Origin of the sequence: Nonlabens sp. Hel1_33_55 (assembly GCF_900101765.1) — a bacterium.
Classification (GTDB): domain Bacteria; phylum Bacteroidota; class Bacteroidia; order Flavobacteriales; family Flavobacteriaceae; genus Nonlabens.
This window is the reverse complement of the sequence record NZ_LT627735.1, coordinates 2,155,248-2,173,645: the sequence shown is the minus strand read 5'-3', so window position 1 is coordinate 2,173,645 and position 18,398 is coordinate 2,155,248. Positions and strand designations below refer to the sequence as shown.

The window sequence follows — 18,398 nt, the reverse complement described above, 5'->3', positions numbered from 1 at the left end:
GAACTACCCACGAAATACCTTGGAATTATAATCTGTTGTTCTTGAGATTTGATTCTATTACGCTTTCGCGAAAGCGATATAATCAACTATCTGCTAGACATCTTTGAATTTTAGTCGCGATTCAAGCTTGGATTTACTACTGGGCTGTTTAACTTGAAGTTAACTTGTGGGTGAATCTTCTTCCTACAAAAACACCTTAAATTTGAGAAGTGAATCAAGACCAATCATTACTAGAGCTTTTCAAGCAAACTCGAGCAGACTCGGAAACCATTTGCAAGCCGCTTGCCATAGAGGATTATGTGGTACAACCTATAGTGGATGTATCACCGCCCAAATGGCATCTGGGCCATACTACCTGGTTTTTTGAGGAATTTCTACTTGCTCAATTTTTAGACGGTTATAAACGCTATGATGAGCGTTATGCCTATGTTTTCAATAGTTATTATGAAAGTATGGGAAAACGTGTTGTACGTACAGATCGTGGCAACCTTTCCAGACCTAGCGTTGCAGATGTTTACAGCTATCGAGAACATGTAACAAACGCAATGACAAAGTTGTTAAGTGAAGAATTAGATGAACAAACGCGTGCCGTAGTTGAGATAGGAATTCACCACGAGAAGCAGCATCAAGAATTGCTGCTAACTGACATTAAATATATCCTGGGTAACAATCCATTGCAGCCAGTTTACGGGAACAAAGAAAATGAAGTTTTCGTAGAGTCGCATATGGCTGAAATGCTTCCTATTAAAGAAGGGATCTATCATATAGGTCATGATTCTGATGATTTTTGTTATGATAATGAGGAGCCTAAACACCGTGTTTTTGTAGAGCCTTATTCCATTTCCAATAAGTTAGTGACCAATGGCGAGTGGATGGAATTTATGGAAGATGGCGGTTATGAAAATGTGCTGATTTGGCATACCGAAGGTTGGGATTGGGTTCAGAAAAATAATATCAATGCACCTATGTACTGGTTCAATGATGATGGCGAGTGGACACAGTATTTACTTTCAGGATCTAAAACAATTGACCCAAAAGCTGCTGTAACCCACATTTGTTACTACGAGGCGTTTGCCTACGCACAATGGAAAGGAATGCGCTTACCTACTGAATTTGAATGGGAAATTGCTCAAGAGAAATTTAAATGGGGCAAACGCTGGGAATGGACAGAAAGCGCTTATTTACCATATCCCAATTACCTAAAAGCTGACGGAGCCCTAGGTGAATACAATGGGAAATTCATGGTGAATCAAAAAGTGCTGAGAGGTAGCTCCATTGCCACTGCATCAAATCACGCCAGACCAACTTACCGCAACTTTTTCCATCCTTATTTGAGATGGCAATTTACCGGTTTGAGACTAGCCAAATCTTTATGACCAAAAAAGAAACCTTCCAAAAGGAATTTGAGGATCACGTAAAAGAAGGACTGACTTCACATCCCAAATTCCTAAGTTCCAAATATATCTATGATGAAAAAGGCGATAAGCTTTTTCAACAAATCATGGCATTACCAGAGTATTACTTAACCGACTGTGAGTACAATATCATTGATACCTATAAAGAAGATTTGAGAGAAACTTTTTCTAATGAAAATGATTTTGATCTAATTGAATTGGGCGCTGGTGATGGTAAAAAAACAAAAGTCCTTCTTAAGGAACTGGTTGATAACAACGTTGATTTCACCTATAAGCCAATTGACATCAGTCAAAACTCGATTGACTATTTGATAAAGGATCTTTTGGATTTGTTTCCCAATCTAGACGCTCAAGGTGAACAGGGAACTTACTTTAAGGTATTGCAAGAACTCGCGCAGTACGATAAGCGTCCCAAAGTCATTCTAGTATTGGGATCAAACATTGGTAATTTAAATCATCCTGAAGCGATTGACTTTTTAGGAAAGCTTAAGGATATTATGAGTCCGCGGGATTTGTTGTTCATGGGTTTTGATCAGAAAAAAGATCCATTGACGATTCAAACTGCATATGCTGATCCACAAGGTGTGACGCAGGAATTCAATAGAAATTTGCTACACAGGATCAACAAAGAAATGCAGGCCGACTTTCCTGTTGAGGATTTTGAACACTGGGAAGCATACGATCCAGAAACGGGAACTGCCAAAAGCTATTTACTGGCAACCAAGGACTGCACAGTTCAAATCAATGCACTGGATCTTAAAGTAGATTTTAAAAAATGGGAGACTATCCATACTGAGATCAGTCAGAAATATGATGATGACATCGTGGAGTGGCTTGCGCAGAAGGCGGGTTTAGAAATCATCAAATTTTATGAGGATGATCGGGAGTTTTATAAAGATTACCTTTTTAAAGTTAAGTAATAGGGCTTTACAAGTTCGCGTTACTTACTTAGAACTTCAAGGTTCTGTTGGCATTCGTTTAACACTAATAATTTTTGGTCTAATATATTGGCCATATGACGAAAAGGTAATTTGTTGGCGATGGCTTAACCTAACTTTATTTCTTAAACATAGCACATCCCATTATGAACAAATTCAAATATCTAGTATTGACTGCATTAGCGGTTTTACTAGCCTCATGTGATGATTCACTTGAAAATCGAATCGATATTACTGCGCCAGAAAACGCTCAGCAACTTTTTACCGTATTACCGCAAAATGCTGATCAAGTAACCTATAAGCTTATTGAGGCCGATGTACAAGGTATACAAGGTTTTATAACTATTCGAGATGCCGGTATCATGGGAGTGGAATCTTTCATGAAGCTAGAAAATACGATACCAGGAATCATGCACCCAGTCCATATTCACGAAGGCCTTTTTGGGAATAATGGTGATAGAGTTATCACTCTAAACCCTATAGATGGAGATACTGGAATAGGAAGAACTTTTTTCGATAAAAAGGATGATGGAACTTCTACTGACTACTATGACTTAACAGAGAATCATGAATATTATGTAGGTCCACACTATAGTATGGATGATATGTCTACCATCATCGCAGCAGGAAATATTGGGTTGAATAACCCGCCAATACCTTGTGGTCCTTGTGATGGAAAAGTAACAGCATTATCTTTTATATATGAGGGAACTGAAAGTGCTAGAATTACCGTTGAACAAAAAAGAGGTGGAATTGTTTTTGACAGAGTCGTCACTCCACAGGAACAGTTCTCTATTGATGGTACAGATAGAAAAGGAACTCTTAGCACAGAAATATATATGTCTATCGACGGTGCTCAGGTGGCCAAAATACATACGAGTTGTAGTATTCCAATCGGGATCGGCTATGCGGTTTCTGACTTTATTATTGTAGCTGGAGAAAGCAGAAATGGAGGTCCACTTTGTGACCTAGACGAATCAGACATACCAGAGCCTTGCAATACTTGTGATGGAAAGGTTACCTCTTTAAGTTTGGTGTACAATGGTTCACAAACGGTAGACGTTAAAGTGGAACAACAACGTGGAGGAGAAATATTCAATCAGTCTGTGGATCCAGGAGATGTGATCCAATTGGTAGGTCAAGATAACCAGCAGACGTTATCTAGCAAGGTGTTTATAAGTGTTGATGGTCGTAGAGTAGAAGAAATACATACCAGCTGCTCTCAACCAATTGGCCCAGGTGCAATATTTGGAGATTTTGAAGTGATTGCAGGAAGTAGCCGTAATGGTGGCGTCCTTTGTGGAATGCCTTAATTCAAGAAGCTCACTCTTAACTGATTTGATGGGAAAAAACTTGTGTTTTAGATCTTTTGATATTGAAAAAATTCTCCGATTTAGTTCTAAACTCTAAATGAAGCATTTATTATTTCACCTCTATCATAAAAAAACCCGAGCCACAAGCTCGGGTTTTATATTTAGTGGTAATTCAATTTATTTGATAAGTGATTCTCTCGCACCACCAGCGGCAAATAAGGATCTCATACGAGTTTTTTGTCCTGCACTGAACATATACATACAATCATCATTTACGTAATCCATGTAGTTCATTGTCATATCATTTGAACGACAGTGAGACGTAGGGTATGATGGACAACCGTAGTTTGCTCTATCTGAAGATGGAGTATCTGCAACAAAATCATCTCTGTTACATCTTCCATCTCCCCAAATATGTCTTAGGTTCAAATAGTGACCTACTTCATGAGTAGCCGTACGACCGCCATCAAAAGGAGCAGTTGCACTTCCAATTGTTCCGAAATATTGTGGAGCTACAACTACACCATCTGTGGAAGCTGGTCCTCCAGGGAATTGAGCATATCCTAAAATTCCACCACCAATATTACAAACCCAAATATTAAGATTATTTGCAGGGTCTACTGCATCAACGCCACCGTTTGCCGAACTTTTCATCGCGTCGTTAGTTCCCCAAGAAGTTCTAGTAGAGGACGTGCGTGTGATGCTGGAAAGAGTAAAAGTTATTTCGCTATCTGCTGCCAGACCTGCAAATTCCGATGGAACTGATCCTGCATCACTATTTGTTTTTCTGAAGTCGTTGTTAAGCACTGCGATTTGTGAGTTGATCTGCGCATCGCTAATATTTTCTGAATTATTATTATAAAGAACATGGACAATCACAGGAATGTTTACAACACCTATATTATCTCCAGGATCTGTGCCACCAGTGTCTCCACCATCATTGCCACCACCTCTTGGTTTTTTTCTTGCTTTTTCAAATGCCGCTTGAGCAAATTGATTAGCCTTTGCTTCAATAGCTGCTGCGTTTAAAGCAAACTCTGGGTTGAGCATCATTTTGTCAAAATTTTCTGCTGCATAACATTTGCGCAGCTCGGCTGTTTGAATACCGTCATTATTGATTGGGTCTTCTTGAAATTCACTGTTTTCACTACATGATAGGATTAGGGCAGTAGCAAATAGGGATAAAATTACTTTTTTCATTAGTTAGATTTTAAATGTTTGCCTCAATGTACATAAATTGTTAGGAAAGCTTTAACAATTGTAAAGATCAATTCGATGAAATACATGATTCTGTTTAAATGTTTCAAAAATTCAAGAGGAATCCTCATTCAACGAGTTAATTTAGTGGAAAATGAATATCATGAAAGCAATCTGGAACAATCAAGTCATCGCCGAAAGCGACCAAACGGTCGTTGTAGAAAACAATCACTATTTCCCAAAGACTGCTATCAAGCAGGAATTTTTCAAGGAGAGCGATAAAACCACTGGTTGCCCATGGAAAGGTAAAGCGAGTTATTACACGCTAGAAGTAGATGGTGAGAAGAATCAGGATGCTGCTTGGTATTATCCAGACCCAAAGAACGCTGCCAAAGAAATTCAGGATCACGTTGCTTTTTGGAAGGGTGTTGAGGTTACAAAGTAGGTTAGACGTGTAAATTTTGATTCCGCTTTCGCGAAAGCGAGATCACATCAACAAATACGCTATAGCGCTACATTTTGAAGCTAAGGAGTTAAAAGCTTGTACCCATAACCTCTCACATTTACAATTTCTATCTGGTCGTCTTGAGATAGCTTTTTGCGCAGTTTTGTGATAAACACATCCATGCTTCTTCCCGTGAAAAAATCATCGCTGCCCCATAATTTCTGTAGAATGTAACTGCGATCGAGAACCTTATTTTTGTTCTGTAATAAGTGATACAACAAATGGGATTCCCGGTGTGTCAGTTTTACTGGGTCGTTTTCCTTAAATGATAATTTTTGCTGTGGGAAATTGAAAGAATATTGCCCAAGTTGATACATATCTGCAGACTGTTGTACTTGTTTACGTTCCAGCAGATTTTTCATTCGCACGATCAGCTCTTCGATGGAAAATGGTTTTTTGAGATAATCATTTCCTCCTACGTGAAAACCTTTGAGTACGTCCTCTGTTTGTGATTTTGCGGTAAGGAAGACAATGGGAATTGCATTATTGTTTTCACGCACTTTACTGGCTAACTCAAAGCCGTCAAGTAAAGGCATCATCACATCCAAAACCAAAATATCAAATTCATTGTTGATAAAAGTATCCAACGCTTTTTGACCATCAGCACAATGAGTAACGTCAAATCCTCTGGTTTCCAGGCTTTCCTTTACAATCATCGCCAGTGCTGGCTCGTCTTCTGCAAATAGTACGCGAGTCTTTTTCTTATTCATAAGGCAATTCTATTTTGAAGGTCGTTGGTTTCACGTCTAGAAAAATGCTACCGCCATGTTTTTCAATGATTGCTTTAGTATAAAATAATCCAATACCGTGACCCTTGACGGTATGACGATCGCCGCTAGGTACTCGATAGAACTTGTCAAAAAGTAATTTGGCGTCTTTTTTCTCAAGCAAACTGCCGTCATCCTTTACTTCCAGATGAATTTTAGAAGTGATTTTTTCTAGTTTTATAGTTATGGCATCGCCGCCATATTTAATCGCATTATCAATAAGATTGTTAATGGCATTCTCGAGATGGAATTCATCACCGTAAAATTCAACTTCTTTATCTGGGACAATCAGTTCGATAGACTTATGGGTAAGATCTTTATAGCGATTGACAGAACCCTCGATGGAATCGCTCAATGAAAACTTGGTTTTTTGCAAAGCCAGTTTATCGCTGTCGATCGTAGCTGTTTCCAATAGCTTTTCTACCATTAAGTTGAGTTTTGCCAGCTGTTCTCTTCCTATACCTAAATAACGTGTTGATTTTTCTATGTCACCCGTAGTTGTGAAATTCTGAACACCTTCAAGTGCAGCGCTTGCTGTAGCGATAGGTGTTTTAAACTCATGGGTAATGTTAGAGATTAGATCATTTTTGATGGTGCTCAATTCTTTCTGTTTGCGAATGATCCACAGCATATAGAATAGGCAAAAAATAACTCCACATATAAGTAGGAAAGACAAAGATATGCTAGTTAGATTGCGTTTAAGAAGGGTAGATTGTCCACCAGAGTAGATCAATTTCAGGTTTGTGTTTTGGTACAGTTGCGGGCTATCACTTTCTATAATTTGAGTCCCATTAATCGTACCTTGAGTAAAATCGTCATCACCATCATTGTATAGAAAACCATGATCAATGTTAATACCATATGATTCTAGCGACGCGCTCATCAGACTGTCTACCTTTTCAAGATCCATCTGGTTGGTAGCAAAAGAAATCACGATGCGATCACTAACCTCTCTGACTGATCCTGATATTTGATCATCTGTAAACCTTAAGTTTGAAATGGTGGCTTTTCCTGTTTTACTGCTATCCTTTGCAATGAATAACCTGTTGAAAGGAGTTTTTAATTCTTTTTCAAATGCAGCGGTATCTCGATCCAGACCTTTAAAAACTTGGATTCCGCTTATATTTAAATCCTTATTATTCAAGCTGTCACTTCCTTGTTCCTTTTCTGGAAATTTGAGAGCTTCATTTTCACTTTTAATAACCTTGCCTATATTGGTCAGGATGCTATCCATTTTGCTTTTGGGAAAATCACCATCCTTGCTATAAAAACCAAGTGTATTGCGTTTGGATTCATTCGTAAAATAATCTTCAACTGCGAGGTCAAAAGATGTGTTGATATCGCGCTCTAGCTGTCTTTCACTTTCTTCATAATTCTTGAACACCCAATAGAATTGAATGCTAATCGTGATGAATACCACGGCACTGATCATTATGAGGATTAACGTATATCTTTTCCCATTCATAAGGTAAAGGTGCTGTATTTAGGTAGCAATAAAAAATCGGTTAACACACGTTAACGCTCGTTAACTCAGATCACTGTAAAATCATCCCATCTTTGGGACGAACTAAAAATCAATATCATGAAAAATTTTAAATGGATTGCCGCGGTAGTTGTTTTTCTCGCTTTCGCGAAAGCGAACTCCCTACAAGCACAGCAGGATTTTAAAGCCATCGCACACTACATCGCCCAAAGCAAGTTTGATGTAAAGGAAGACTCCACGGATGCAAAAGAAGTCGCTGAAGACCCACGCAGAGCCGAAATAACCGCCCAAATTAAAGCGGCATTAGCTGCAGGTAGCAAGCAGGAATATACCATGAAGTTTACACCTACAGAATCCTCCTATGAGAAGGTAATCGAACTAGCAAAACCCAAAAAACCTTCTGGTGGTATAAGTGTCAGTTTTCAGGTGAATAATGGCTCAACCAATACCGTTTATAAAGACTTGAAGGAAGGAAAGTTCTATCGAGAAGATCAGATTATGGGTAAGGAGTTCCTTATCATTGATGATGTGAAAACTTATGACTGGCAGTTGACTCAAGAGAGTAAAAAAATAGGAAACTACACTTGTTATAAGGCGACCTACACTCCTGAAATTACCGAGGAAGAACAAACGGAGAAGGAAAAAAAAGAAAAGGACGCTAAAGAGGGCAGTCTATTTGCTTTGATACCTGAAGAAGATAAAACCATTACAGCGTGGTGGACACCAGAAATACCTATCAGTAACGGTCCTGGAGAGTACCAAGGTTTACCAGGAATGATCTTAGAAGTCAAAGAGGCAAATACAATTTTATTATGTACCAAAATTGAGATCAATCCAGAAGAAGATCTCAATATCAAACAGCCTAAATCAGGCAAAGAGATCAATGAAAAAGACTTTGACGAGCTACGGGACAAAAAAATGGAAGAGCGTATGAAAAAGAACGGCGGAAAGGGTTTCTTCATAACTGAAACACGGAGTAACTAAATTTTGGCTTTCAGCTTCAAGTGTTATAAAAAAGTTAATAAACTATCTATCCTGAAACTTAAGGAGCTTTTGTGTGTCCTAGAATAGTTATAAAGCAATCGTGTCGATTGAACTATTAAAAAGGCTACATTATGAATAAGATATTAGGATTAATTATACTGCTAGTTGCGGGAATTACAGCTCAGGCACAAGACATCTATGGTGAGGCGACCTATTTCTCAAAAGCTGCTATTGATAAAAGTTTTCTAGAAGGAAATCGGGACATCAATCCAGAACAACGCAAGCGTATTGAAGAAAACCTCAAAAAAGCGAGTGAAAAAACGTTTGTCTTGAAGTTTAATAGAAGTGAATCGGTTTGGATTGAAGAAGTGGCTCTAGCTGCACCTAGTCAAGGTAGAGGCGGTTGGGGAAATTTTATGGGATCTGCAATGGGTGGAGAAAAATATAAGGACATCACCTCTAATACTTTTACAGAGCAACGCGACATGATGGGAAAAACATTCTTGATAAAAGATGATCTGCCTGTACTGGATTGGCAAATTACTGGTGAAACCAGGCAAATAGGAAACTACACAGCTATCAAAGCTACAGCGGTGAAAAAGAATGATGCGCTTGATATGAGCGCCTTTAGAAGAAGACGTGGTAATGATAATGAGAAGAAGAAAGAAGAAGATGGTGAGACCAGTTTGACTGATATGATTGAAAAGGATGAGAACACGACTGTAACGGCGTGGTTCACCCCTCAAATACCAGTGCAACACGGCCCAGCTGAATATGGCGGATTGCCAGGATTGATTCTTGAGTTGAATGCTAACAACACCACTATGTTATGTACAAAAATCGCTCTCAATCCTGATAGCCGTAGTGATATTGAACCAGCCACGAAAGGTGAAGAGATCAAACTGGAAGAATACAATACAACGTTTCAACAAAAGATGGAAGAGATGGCTCAACGTTTCCGTGGTAGAGGTGGTCGTGGTAGAAACTAAAATTAGTTTCAAATAAAACAACAGAATGAGCGAGGATTGATATCCTCGCTTTTTAATACCTAACTAACTAATCAAACTGATGAATAAAATATTACTTCTCATTACAGGAATGTTTTTGATGGCTATTGCTGCAAACGCTCAATCTGTAAAAATTACTGGAGTTGTTGTCGATAGTTTAGGCACACCAGTACCTATGGCAAATGTAATTGCCTATGGATCCAACAATACCTTGGGAGCCTTTGGAATCACAAATACAGAAGGTCGCTACCAACTCCTTAATCTTAAACAAGACAGCACTTACGTTCTTAAAGTTTCTTTTTTAGGTTTAAAACCTATAGAAGAGACCGTGACTAAGATACAGTCAGACATGACTAAAAACTTTATCATGTTGGATGGAGCAGATCAATTGGACGCTATAAGTATCGTATACGAGATGCCGGTTACCATTAAAGGAGATACCATCGTTTATAACTCCGATAGTTTTACCAATGGAACCGAAAGAAGATTAGAAGATGTACTCAAAAAATTACCTGGTATGGAAGTCAGCGAAGATGGCGATGTCCAGGTAGAAGGGAAAGCCGTTGAACGTGTCTTCATCAACGGGAAAGAGTTCTTTGAAGGAGATACACGACTTGCAACTAAAAACATCCCTGCAGATGCTATTTCAAAAGTTGAGGTTCTCAAAAACTTCAATAATGTGAGCCAGCTCAAAGGTGTGGGAAATGATCAGGATAGGGTTGCCATCAACATTAGATTAAAAGAAGGAAAAGAGAAATTCTGGTTTGGTGAGATTACAGCAGCAGGTGGTTATGGTAATGATGATGTAAGATATCAAGTCAAACCAAAAGCTTTTTACTACAGTCCTGACTTATCAGTTAATATCCTGACGGACTTTAATAATTTAGGAATCCCAGCATTTAGCTTTAGAGATTATGCTCGTTTTACTGGAAGAAGTTTTAGCAACACCTCAGACGCAGGTTCCAATGTTGGTACTGGTGTAGGTACTTCTGGTTTTACAACCTTCCGTCAGAATCAGGCAGTCAACATTGAGAGTAAGTTTGCGGCCTTTAATGCAGCCTTTAAAGCAAGTGAAAGTCTAGACATTAGCGGATTTGCAATTTTCTCTAAAACTCGTACCGATGATAGTACAATCCAAAATCGCTTGTATGCAGATGTTCCGGATGATGGTCTAGAAGGTGGTATTCAAGAAGATATCAGGGATGTATCTTTTCAAGAAAACGATCTGGCCATTTTTAAATTAGGGGCAGATTATAAGCCTAATTCAAACCTTACTTTAGATTATAACGGTCAGATAAACATCACTGATGTCACAGAGACTTCAAATTTTGTCTCTTCTCGTATAGAACCAGTTGAAAATGGAGGCACTGAAAATGTAGTAGAAAACATTGGTCAACTTGACTCTCAGCGTCCAGTAGTGATCGATCAAAGCTTGAATGGTTATTATACCGCAGGTGATCGCAGTATCTTCTCTTTAGAAAGCCGATACATCAATCAAGAAGAAGATCCTTTTTATAACGCCATTAGAGATATTCAAAATCAGCAGGATCCAGAGCCATTTAATGGACGTTTAGGTCTTACTCAAGCAGATCCTTATAACATCAATCAAAACAATCTAGTTCAAACCAGCAGACTTGATGCTAAGGTTGACTATTGGTATATCCTAAATAAGATCAGCAATCTTAATGTTACTGTTGGTGGAATTTTTGCCCAGCAAGATTATAACTCCAGCATCTTTCAAATTCTAGACAATCAGTCTAGAAATGATCTAACAGATTCTGATCTGGTGAATGATGTTCAATACAACTACAATGATGTTTATGCCGGCCTGCACTATAAAGTCATCACCGGTAAATTCACAATTACTCCAGGTTTTAATTATCATAGCATTTCTACAAAGGATGAGCAGAATGGCTCAACTAATGAAATCAAAACCAATAGAATATTACCTGATTTAGATATAAGATTTGACTTGAAATCTTCTGAAAGCTTATCCTTCAATTACAATGAAACCTTGACATTCTCAGATGTGAATAATTATGCGCAAGCTTTAGTTTTTGGTAATTACAACTCTTTGAGTAGTGGTAACAATCAATTGGAAGGAGCTATAAATGATGCATTCAGAATTAATTATAGAAACTTCAATATGTTTAATTACACCACCATTTTTGGCGGCTTGAATTATACAAAGCAACGTGATGCAATTCAGAACAGCTTCACACCAGATGGGATCAACCAGATATCAACGCCCATCAATTCACAGTTTGCGCAAGAATCATTTGGTGGGAACGGTAGATTCAGTCGCGAGTTTGGTAAAATTAATGCTAGCGTAGGTGCCAGTATGAATTTTTCATCTTTCAACAACGTCAATAGAGGCCAAAACCAAGAGTTGAAAAACTTCACACAAACGTATTCTGCTGGGTTACGCAGTAACTGGGATGATGGAGTCAATTTTGACCTGAACTACAGCCTCAATTTACAGAATGTCGATCAAGGTTTACAGGTCACTAATTTTACAACCAATACTTTTTCTATCGACGCTGACTGGCAGATAGGCGAGGCATTACAATTAGTTGCAGAATATGATCTGAATCTATTTAGTGGTGACCTGACAAATCAAAATTATGATTTCTTGGAAACGAGCTTATACTACAATAAACCAGATTCTAAATGGGAATATAAAGTTGCAGCGACTAACTTGACAAATACGCAGGCTATTGTAAGTGCTTCTGCTGGCGGTGGTTTCATAGTTTCCAGCACCACACAAAACTTTGTGTTACCTAGATATGTGTATCTGCAAGTGAAGTATGATCTGTAGAGATATAAATGATTGAAATTTGAAAGGCAACATTTTTAAATGTTGCCTTTTGTTTTTGGGAAATTTCGCTTTCGCTAAAGCGATAACATTCAATTTCTAATTACAACTTTCTTTTGTTTTCTATGGAAATTCTGGAGCCGTGTGCCATCATCACACTGTCTGGTTGCAAGGTGTCCAGAACGGCAAAAGCACTTCCATAGGTTTGTTCAAAATTCACGCTTAGTTCGAAATCGGTTACTTTATAGTGTTTCCAGCTGGCGTGACACACTTCATATTCATAGGTAGTTTGCGCATCATAGGATGAGTAACCGTAGTAACGCTCCAGTATAAATTGCTCGTTGCTTCCTTGTTCAATAGGCAACGCTTTTGGCAGGTATGAGGCACTTAATTGCTGCCATTCCTTAGGTTTCCACCGGTAGGTAACTTTATTGGATTGATCATTCTCTTTGAGTGCAAAATCAAGCGGCATAGTTTCATAGCGCTCATTGTATAGCTTATTGGCAACCAGTGTAATTAGTGGTTTGTCCACAATTTCTTTTATAAAAACAACGCCACGGCGATTACTACCTGGCTGCCGTACATAGAAACGCAGATTTATCTCGCTAAAATTAATATGGAATGGAACTGGCAGGTTTAGGATGCGAGTATTTTCAAAACGCAATCCTACAAGGCTGATATCTGCACATGCGCCACGCAAATCGAGTTCAGTTCCTTTAGGAAGATATGGTTCCAGCAACGCTGGTTCTACCTTAAAATTTGCAAATGGAAGATAACTCCATGTAGAGGTTAAAAATGACATATGATAAAAGTAATTAATATGAAGATTATTTAAGTGAAGGCAGAGTTAACAAGGGTTATGACATCATAATTATAGGTATCTTTAAATACGAACAAAACCAATCAGCGGTTAAAAGCGTAGATAGTCGACAAATAATATTTAATGAATCCCAAATTTAGTTACCTGATCCTCTATCCTATGATCTCCATATTGTTTTTAGGGATGACTTCCTGCTCTGTAAAAAAGCATTCAAACATTGATTACGGTAGTCACGTCGGTAATGTAGAAGATACTCCAAAACTAAACGTTTTTACCAGCACTAAGGCAAGCGATGAACTATTACCCGTTCTTGTATTTGTCTATGGCGGCAATTGGAATAGCGGTAGAAAAGGTTTGTATAATTATGTAGGAAGGAACTTTGCTAAACATGATATGGTGACGGTCTTACCAGATTACACAAAAAGTCCTATTGTGGATGTGGAAACCATGACAATGCAAATCGCTACCAGTATAAAATGGGTACTCAACAATATTGAGGATTATGGAGGTGATCCAGATAGGATTTATCTCACTGGACACAGCGCTGGTGCGCATCTTGTCGCCCTAGCTGCGATGAATCCGGACTATGGAATTCAGCCAGATGAGGTTAAGGGAATCATTCTTAACGATGCGGCTGGACTGGATATGGAAACCTATTTTAAGACCAACCCGCCAACTTCAGGTCAGGATTATATCGCTACATGGACCAACAATCCAGAGGTCTGGAAAAGCACTTCGCCCATAAATTACATTGATAGTGAAACTCCCAAAATAAAAATATATACAGGTCGTGAAACCTATAAATCCATCATCACCAGCAACGAGAGGTTTGTGGCAAAATTGAATAAATTCCAGCCAGATGTCAGCATTCAATGGTTGGACAAGTCGCATATTCCCATGGTATCACAGCTATTCTGGCCATGGAATGATAGATTTCAGGAGGTTAGGGATTTCATGGATGAATAGTATTCATTTTCTTGAACTCAAGATAAATAAGCTAGTTGTTATTATGAGATTTTGAATGAGTTCGCTTTCGCGAAAGCGATATAAACATCATCCCTTTTAATAGTACATAGGCAGTCTTGCACGTTAAACCTTTGTAAATTGCGGCTCTAAAACAAGAGCAATCAAAAGCAAAAAAACGATCATAGGCCGCACAGATAAAGCCGATTTTCCCAAGCTCAACTTTGAAGGTATCGATATTAAGATCGATACAGGTGCGTACACTTCCAGCATTCATTGTAAGGATATTGAAGAAAAAGATGGTACACTCTGCGCTATTTTTCTAGACGAATCGCACCCTCAATTTCACGGCCAGAGACTCGAATTTTCAGATTATGAGGTGACCACGGTACGCAGCAGTAATGGGATTCTTGACCAGCGTTATGAGGTACAGTCCAACATTAGACTTTTTACCAAGCTCTACAAGATCTCACTAACACTCAACAATAGGGAAGATATGAGGTTCCCGGTATTATTGGGACGTAAGTTTCTATCCAAAAAATTTATAGTAGATCCTGAGCTCCAGGACATCTCCTTTTTACAGACACAACATGAAGATTGACATTCTTTCAAGAAGTAAGAATATTTATAGCACTGCCCGCATGGTAGAAGAAGCCGCAAAGGCTGGACATGTGGTAAGAGTGATTGACCCACTTAAATGCGATATCAAACTTGAAAAACAAAAACCCACTGTTTATTATAAGGGCGAGCGTCTGGACAAACCAGATGCAATTGTTCCTAGAATAGGTGCCAGCATTACGTTTTATGGGACGGCGATTGTGAGGCAATTCGAGGCGATGCATTGTTTTACCACGGTAAGCTCGCAAGCATTAGTGCGCAGTCGGGACAAATTGCAAAGTCTGCAACGACTGAGCAGCTCTGGAGTTGGAATGCCTAAGACGGTATTCACAAATTTTGGCAAGCATACTTCTACCATTCTGCAAATGGTCGATGGACCACCATGTATCATCAAGGTATTGGAAGGTACACAAGGTATAGGCGTCAATCTCGCAGAAGATTATGAAAATGCTGAGGCTATTCTGGAAGCTTATAACACATTAGAATCTAGAGTTATCGTTCAAGAATTTATTAAGGAAGCTGGTGGCGCTGACTTGAGAGCCTTTGTTGTAGGCGATAAAGTCGTGGGTGCCATGAAGCGACAAGCTCAAAAAGGCGAGTTTAGATCCAACCTACACCGTGGCGGCACGGCCACAAAAATCAAGCTTTCAAAAGAAGAAGAATATACAGCGATAGCAGCAGCAAAATCTTTAGGATTAGGTGTTTGTGGAGTAGACTTATTACAAAGCAGTCGTGGTCCATTGATTCTTGAAGTGAATAGCTCACCAGGTCTAGAAGGTATTGAGGCTGCAACGCAGCATAACATTGCAAAAGAGATAATCAAGTACATTGAAAAAAGCACCTAACATGAAAAAAGAGATTGTCATTCTGGATACGGTTATCAAACCTGGATCCAGTCATACGCTCAATTTTAATATGGCGCGACTTTATACCACAACGGTGGTTGATGTGCCAGTAATCATTCATAGAGCAAAAGTAGATGGTCCTGTAGTCTTATTGACTGGAGGCGTTCACGGCGATGAATTTAATGGTGTCGAGGCAGTACGTCAATTGATATCTAAAAAGGTAGCTAAGCCCAAGAAAGGAATGATCATAGCGATGCCTGTGGTAAATATTTTTGGATTCCTGAACATGCAACGGGAATTTCCCGATGGGCGTGATCTCAATAGGGTTTTTCCTGGAACTAAAAACGGCTCACTAGCCAGTAGGTTTGCTTATCAAGTAACTAACAACATATTGCCACACGTGGATTTAATTATGGATTTCCATACTGGTGGTGCTCAACGTTTCAATGCTCCACAAATGAGAGTAGATCCCATGGAGTTGGAAAGTCTTGAACTTGCGAGGATATTTCATCCGCCCTTTTTGGTGCATAGTAGAAACATCAATAAGACGTTTAGAGAGACTTGCGGTAAACTTGGGAAAAAATATCTTTTGTTCGAAGGTGGTAAATCCCAGCAGAGTGATAAAAATATCACAGGAGTTGCGGTCAATGGAGCTATTAGAGTTTTAAATCACCTGGGAATGCTCTCACAACCTGATTTATTGATTGAGCCTGATTTTCCTGTGAATGTTATTAAGGAATCTAAATGGCTCAGGGCAAAATACAGCGGATTGCTACATCCTAAAGTCAGTCATGGAAAGCGCGTCGAAAAAGGTGAATTTCTTGCTGTAATTACAGATCCATATGGCACCATGCGTCACAAGGTCAAATCGCCTAATTCGGGTTTTATACTCAATGTGAATCACAGCCCTTTGGTTTATCAAGGTGACGCTATATTTCATATCAGTAAAGATGCAAAGCAAAAGAAACCTGCGTAGAGAATTCCAAAAAAGAAGAGATCTTTTGAGCGATGAACAAATTCAAGATATGAGTCTTGAAATCGCTAATAATCTTCTCAAACTGGATGTTTGGTCAAAGCAAAATTTTCATTTGTTCTTATCAATCAAAGGAAAGAAGGAAGTTGATACAGATTATATCATGCATGTTCTTCAAGGTAGAGATAAGAACATTATTTTATCCCGAAGCAATTTCCAAACCATGGAAATGCTTCATTTTTTATTGACAGATCAAACAGTTATAAAAGTCAATACTTACGGAATTCCAGAACCCGAAGGAAATCAGTTTGAAGTCAGCCCAAAAGATATCGACGTCGTTTTTGTGCCTCTTTTAGCAATTGATAAAAAAGGTAATAGAGTAGGATACGGTAAAGGCTTTTACGATAGGTTTTTAAGTCAGTGCAGACCAGACATCGTTAAAGTTGGTGTGTCACTATTTGAACCTATTGATTTTGAAATATCTACAGATCCATCAGATGTTTCTATGAATCAGTTAGTTACTCCATCTGGAATCATAAGTTTCTAATCATTTATTCATTGAAATAATTGACATTCTTTCTTAGTGGTCTTTTAATCGTAAATTTTAGCTTATTTTCACATAACAACCCTTAATGTTATACTAACATACTTCCCTATAAGATGTTACAAGACCCTAATTATTTCAAATTAAGTCGTGACGATAAGTCCTATTTTTTAGAAGAGGTTGCGGCAGCAACTAAAACCGGTGTATACAGTATTTACTTCAAACAGGATAAGTTTTATATGGATGCCATAGGACGTTCCATATTGAACGTTCCCGACCAAATCAATCCATCCATAAGTGAGGCCTCCAAATTATTTTTCAATAAACAAGATTTTGTTGAAATGTTAGATACTTGTCTAAGTGGTAAACCATTTGAAGCAGATATTGCTCTAAACTCTTTCAATCAAGAAAAAATATGGATGCGTTTTACCGCAAAGCCTAAGTACAATCGAGCAAGACAAATTGTAGCTGTTAGAGGTATTTTCACCAGCATTGATAAATACATTAGGAATCAAGAAAAGGTAAAGCAACATAGTGAGATCATCAAAGCACAGAACGAACGATTACTACACTTTGCACATATAGTCTCCCACAATTTGCGATCCCAAAGTAGTAACCTAGCCTTAACTTTGGAACTATTCAATGATATCAAGCAGGACGAAAGATCTGCCGTTTTCTATTCTTATCTAGAGGAAATATCGATTAGTCTGAGTACAACGCTTAAACACTTAAATCAAGTAGTCACTCTCAACTCGCAGGCCACGAATCGTAAGTTTGTCGATATTAATGAATGCGTAAAAAAGGTTCTAGAAAACTACAGTCTAGAATTGGAAAGGATTGATGCAGAAGTTCAATTAGATTTTACAGCCTTCAATTCAATAGAATATGTTTCATCTTTCTTACAGGGAATCTTAGATACATTAATCTCTAATGCCATTGAAAACCGATCTCAGGATCGTCCATTAATAATAAAGATCTGTACAAAAATCACCGATGGCAAAAAGCTTTTGATGATAAAAGATAATGGTTGCGGTATGGATATAAATAGCATTCAATCGCAGTTATTTAAAATAGATCATAAAGAACATCCCAACGGTAAAACGAAAGGATTGGGACTGTTTCTAGCAAAAAATCAAGTAGAGGCGCTAGGTGGTGATATAGTTGTCAAGAGTAAGAAGGATAAAGGTGCTAAATTTACCATCAAACTGTAA

At 38.4% G+C, this 18,398-nt stretch carries 17 protein-coding genes; 13 read left to right on the top strand and 4 right to left on the bottom strand.

Going from position 1 to position 18,398, the window contains the following annotated elements; translation table 11 throughout:
• Positions 1 to 209: 209 nt before the first annotated feature.
• The 3 genes from egtB to BLO34_RS09665 all read left to right on the top strand — a co-directional run bounded on the left by egtB (position 210) and on the right by BLO34_RS09665 (position 3,666).
• Positions 210 to 1,376: an ergothioneine biosynthesis protein EgtB gene (gene egtB, locus BLO34_RS09675; protein ID WP_090754844.1), complete on the top strand. Its 1,167-nt coding sequence runs from the start codon at positions 210 to 212 to the stop codon at positions 1,374 to 1,376.
• Complete coding sequence (locus BLO34_RS09670; RefSeq protein WP_090754842.1) at positions 1,373 to 2,335, top strand: L-histidine N(alpha)-methyltransferase; 963 nt, start codon at positions 1,373 to 1,375, stop codon at positions 2,333 to 2,335. The genes egtB and BLO34_RS09670 overlap by 4 nt, the downstream gene beginning before the upstream one ends.
• A 164-nt stretch (positions 2,336 to 2,499) precedes the next feature.
• On the top strand, positions 2,500 to 3,666 hold the full coding sequence (locus BLO34_RS09665; protein WP_090754841.1) for a hypothetical protein: 1,167 nt from the start codon (positions 2,500 to 2,502) through the stop codon (positions 3,664 to 3,666).
• A 177-nt stretch (positions 3,667 to 3,843) separates the two neighbouring features.
• Here BLO34_RS09665 and BLO34_RS09660 read toward each other — a convergent pair whose 3' ends face one another.
• Positions 3,844 to 4,866, bottom strand: coding sequence for a zinc metalloprotease (locus BLO34_RS09660; RefSeq protein ID WP_090754838.1), 1,023 nt, complete (start codon positions 4,864 to 4,866; stop codon positions 3,844 to 3,846).
• A gap of 160 nt (positions 4,867 to 5,026) precedes the next feature.
• On the opposite strand from BLO34_RS09660, the gene BLO34_RS09655 reads away from it, so the two are divergent.
• Positions 5,027 to 5,308: a DUF427 domain-containing protein gene (locus tag BLO34_RS09655; RefSeq protein ID WP_090756586.1), complete on the top strand. Its 282-nt coding sequence runs from the start codon at positions 5,027 to 5,029 to the stop codon at positions 5,306 to 5,308.
• An 80-nt stretch (positions 5,309 to 5,388) separates the two neighbouring features.
• Here BLO34_RS09655 and BLO34_RS09650 read toward each other — a convergent pair whose 3' ends face one another.
• Entirely contained in the window at positions 5,389 to 6,078 is a 690-nt protein-coding gene (locus tag BLO34_RS09650; RefSeq protein WP_090754836.1) for a response regulator transcription factor, read from the bottom strand.
• Positions 6,071 to 7,567, bottom strand: coding sequence for a sensor histidine kinase (locus BLO34_RS09645; RefSeq protein ID WP_172823967.1), 1,497 nt, complete (start codon positions 7,565 to 7,567; stop codon positions 6,071 to 6,073). Before BLO34_RS09645 ends, BLO34_RS09650 begins: the two co-directional genes overlap by 8 nt.
• 150 nt (positions 7,568 to 7,717) lie before the next feature.
• On the opposite strand from BLO34_RS09645, the gene BLO34_RS09640 reads away from it, so the two are divergent.
• The 3 genes from BLO34_RS09640 to BLO34_RS09630 all read left to right on the top strand — a co-directional run bounded on the left by BLO34_RS09640 (position 7,718) and on the right by BLO34_RS09630 (position 12,427).
• Positions 7,718 to 8,602 carry a GLPGLI family protein gene (locus tag BLO34_RS09640; RefSeq protein WP_090754833.1) on the top strand — a complete coding sequence of 295 codons (885 nt, stop codon included), beginning with the start codon at positions 7,718 to 7,720 and terminating at the stop codon, positions 8,600 to 8,602.
• Positions 8,603 to 8,733: 131 nt separating this feature from the next.
• Positions 8,734 to 9,591 (top strand): GLPGLI family protein, encoded by an 858-nt coding sequence (locus BLO34_RS09635; RefSeq protein ID WP_090754831.1) that lies wholly within the window; start codon positions 8,734 to 8,736, stop codon positions 9,589 to 9,591.
• Between the two features lie 79 nt (positions 9,592 to 9,670).
• On the top strand, positions 9,671 to 12,427 hold the full coding sequence (locus BLO34_RS09630) for a carboxypeptidase regulatory-like domain-containing protein (RefSeq protein WP_090754828.1): 2,757 nt from the start codon (positions 9,671 to 9,673) through the stop codon (positions 12,425 to 12,427).
• A 100-nt stretch (positions 12,428 to 12,527) separates the two neighbouring features.
• On the opposite strand, the gene BLO34_RS09625 is transcribed toward BLO34_RS09630, so the two are convergent.
• The gene (locus BLO34_RS09625; protein WP_090754826.1) at positions 12,528 to 13,226 is read right to left on the bottom strand and encodes a YqjF family protein; all 699 of its coding nucleotides are present in this window, start codon (positions 13,224 to 13,226) and stop codon (positions 12,528 to 12,530) included.
• A 141-nt stretch (positions 13,227 to 13,367) separates the two neighbouring features.
• Between BLO34_RS09625 and BLO34_RS09620 the strand changes: the two genes are divergently transcribed.
• The 6 genes from BLO34_RS09620 to BLO34_RS09595 all read left to right on the top strand — a co-directional run bounded on the left by BLO34_RS09620 (position 13,368) and on the right by BLO34_RS09595 (position 18,398).
• A complete protein-coding gene (locus tag BLO34_RS09620; protein WP_090754825.1) occupies positions 13,368 to 14,210 on the top strand; it encodes an alpha/beta hydrolase in 843 nt (280 codons plus the stop codon).
• 160 nt (positions 14,211 to 14,370) lie between these two features.
• Positions 14,371 to 14,808, top strand: coding sequence for an ATP-dependent zinc protease (locus BLO34_RS09615; protein ID WP_090754821.1), 438 nt, complete (start codon positions 14,371 to 14,373; stop codon positions 14,806 to 14,808).
• Entirely contained in the window at positions 14,798 to 15,670 is an 873-nt protein-coding gene (gene rimK, locus BLO34_RS09610; protein WP_090754818.1) for a 30S ribosomal protein S6--L-glutamate ligase, read from the top strand. The genes BLO34_RS09615 and rimK overlap by 11 nt, the downstream gene beginning before the upstream one ends.
• A gap of 1 nt (position 15,671) precedes the next feature.
• Positions 15,672 to 16,646 (top strand): succinylglutamate desuccinylase/aspartoacylase family protein, encoded by a 975-nt coding sequence (locus BLO34_RS09605; protein ID WP_231959456.1) that lies wholly within the window; start codon positions 15,672 to 15,674, stop codon positions 16,644 to 16,646.
• Entirely contained in the window at positions 16,621 to 17,190 is a 570-nt protein-coding gene (locus BLO34_RS09600; RefSeq protein WP_090754816.1) for a 5-formyltetrahydrofolate cyclo-ligase, read from the top strand. The genes BLO34_RS09605 and BLO34_RS09600 overlap by 26 nt, the downstream gene beginning before the upstream one ends.
• Positions 17,191 to 17,303: 113 nt before the next feature.
• Positions 17,304 to 18,398, top strand: coding sequence for an ATP-binding protein (locus tag BLO34_RS09595; protein WP_090754814.1), 1,095 nt, complete (start codon positions 17,304 to 17,306; stop codon positions 18,396 to 18,398).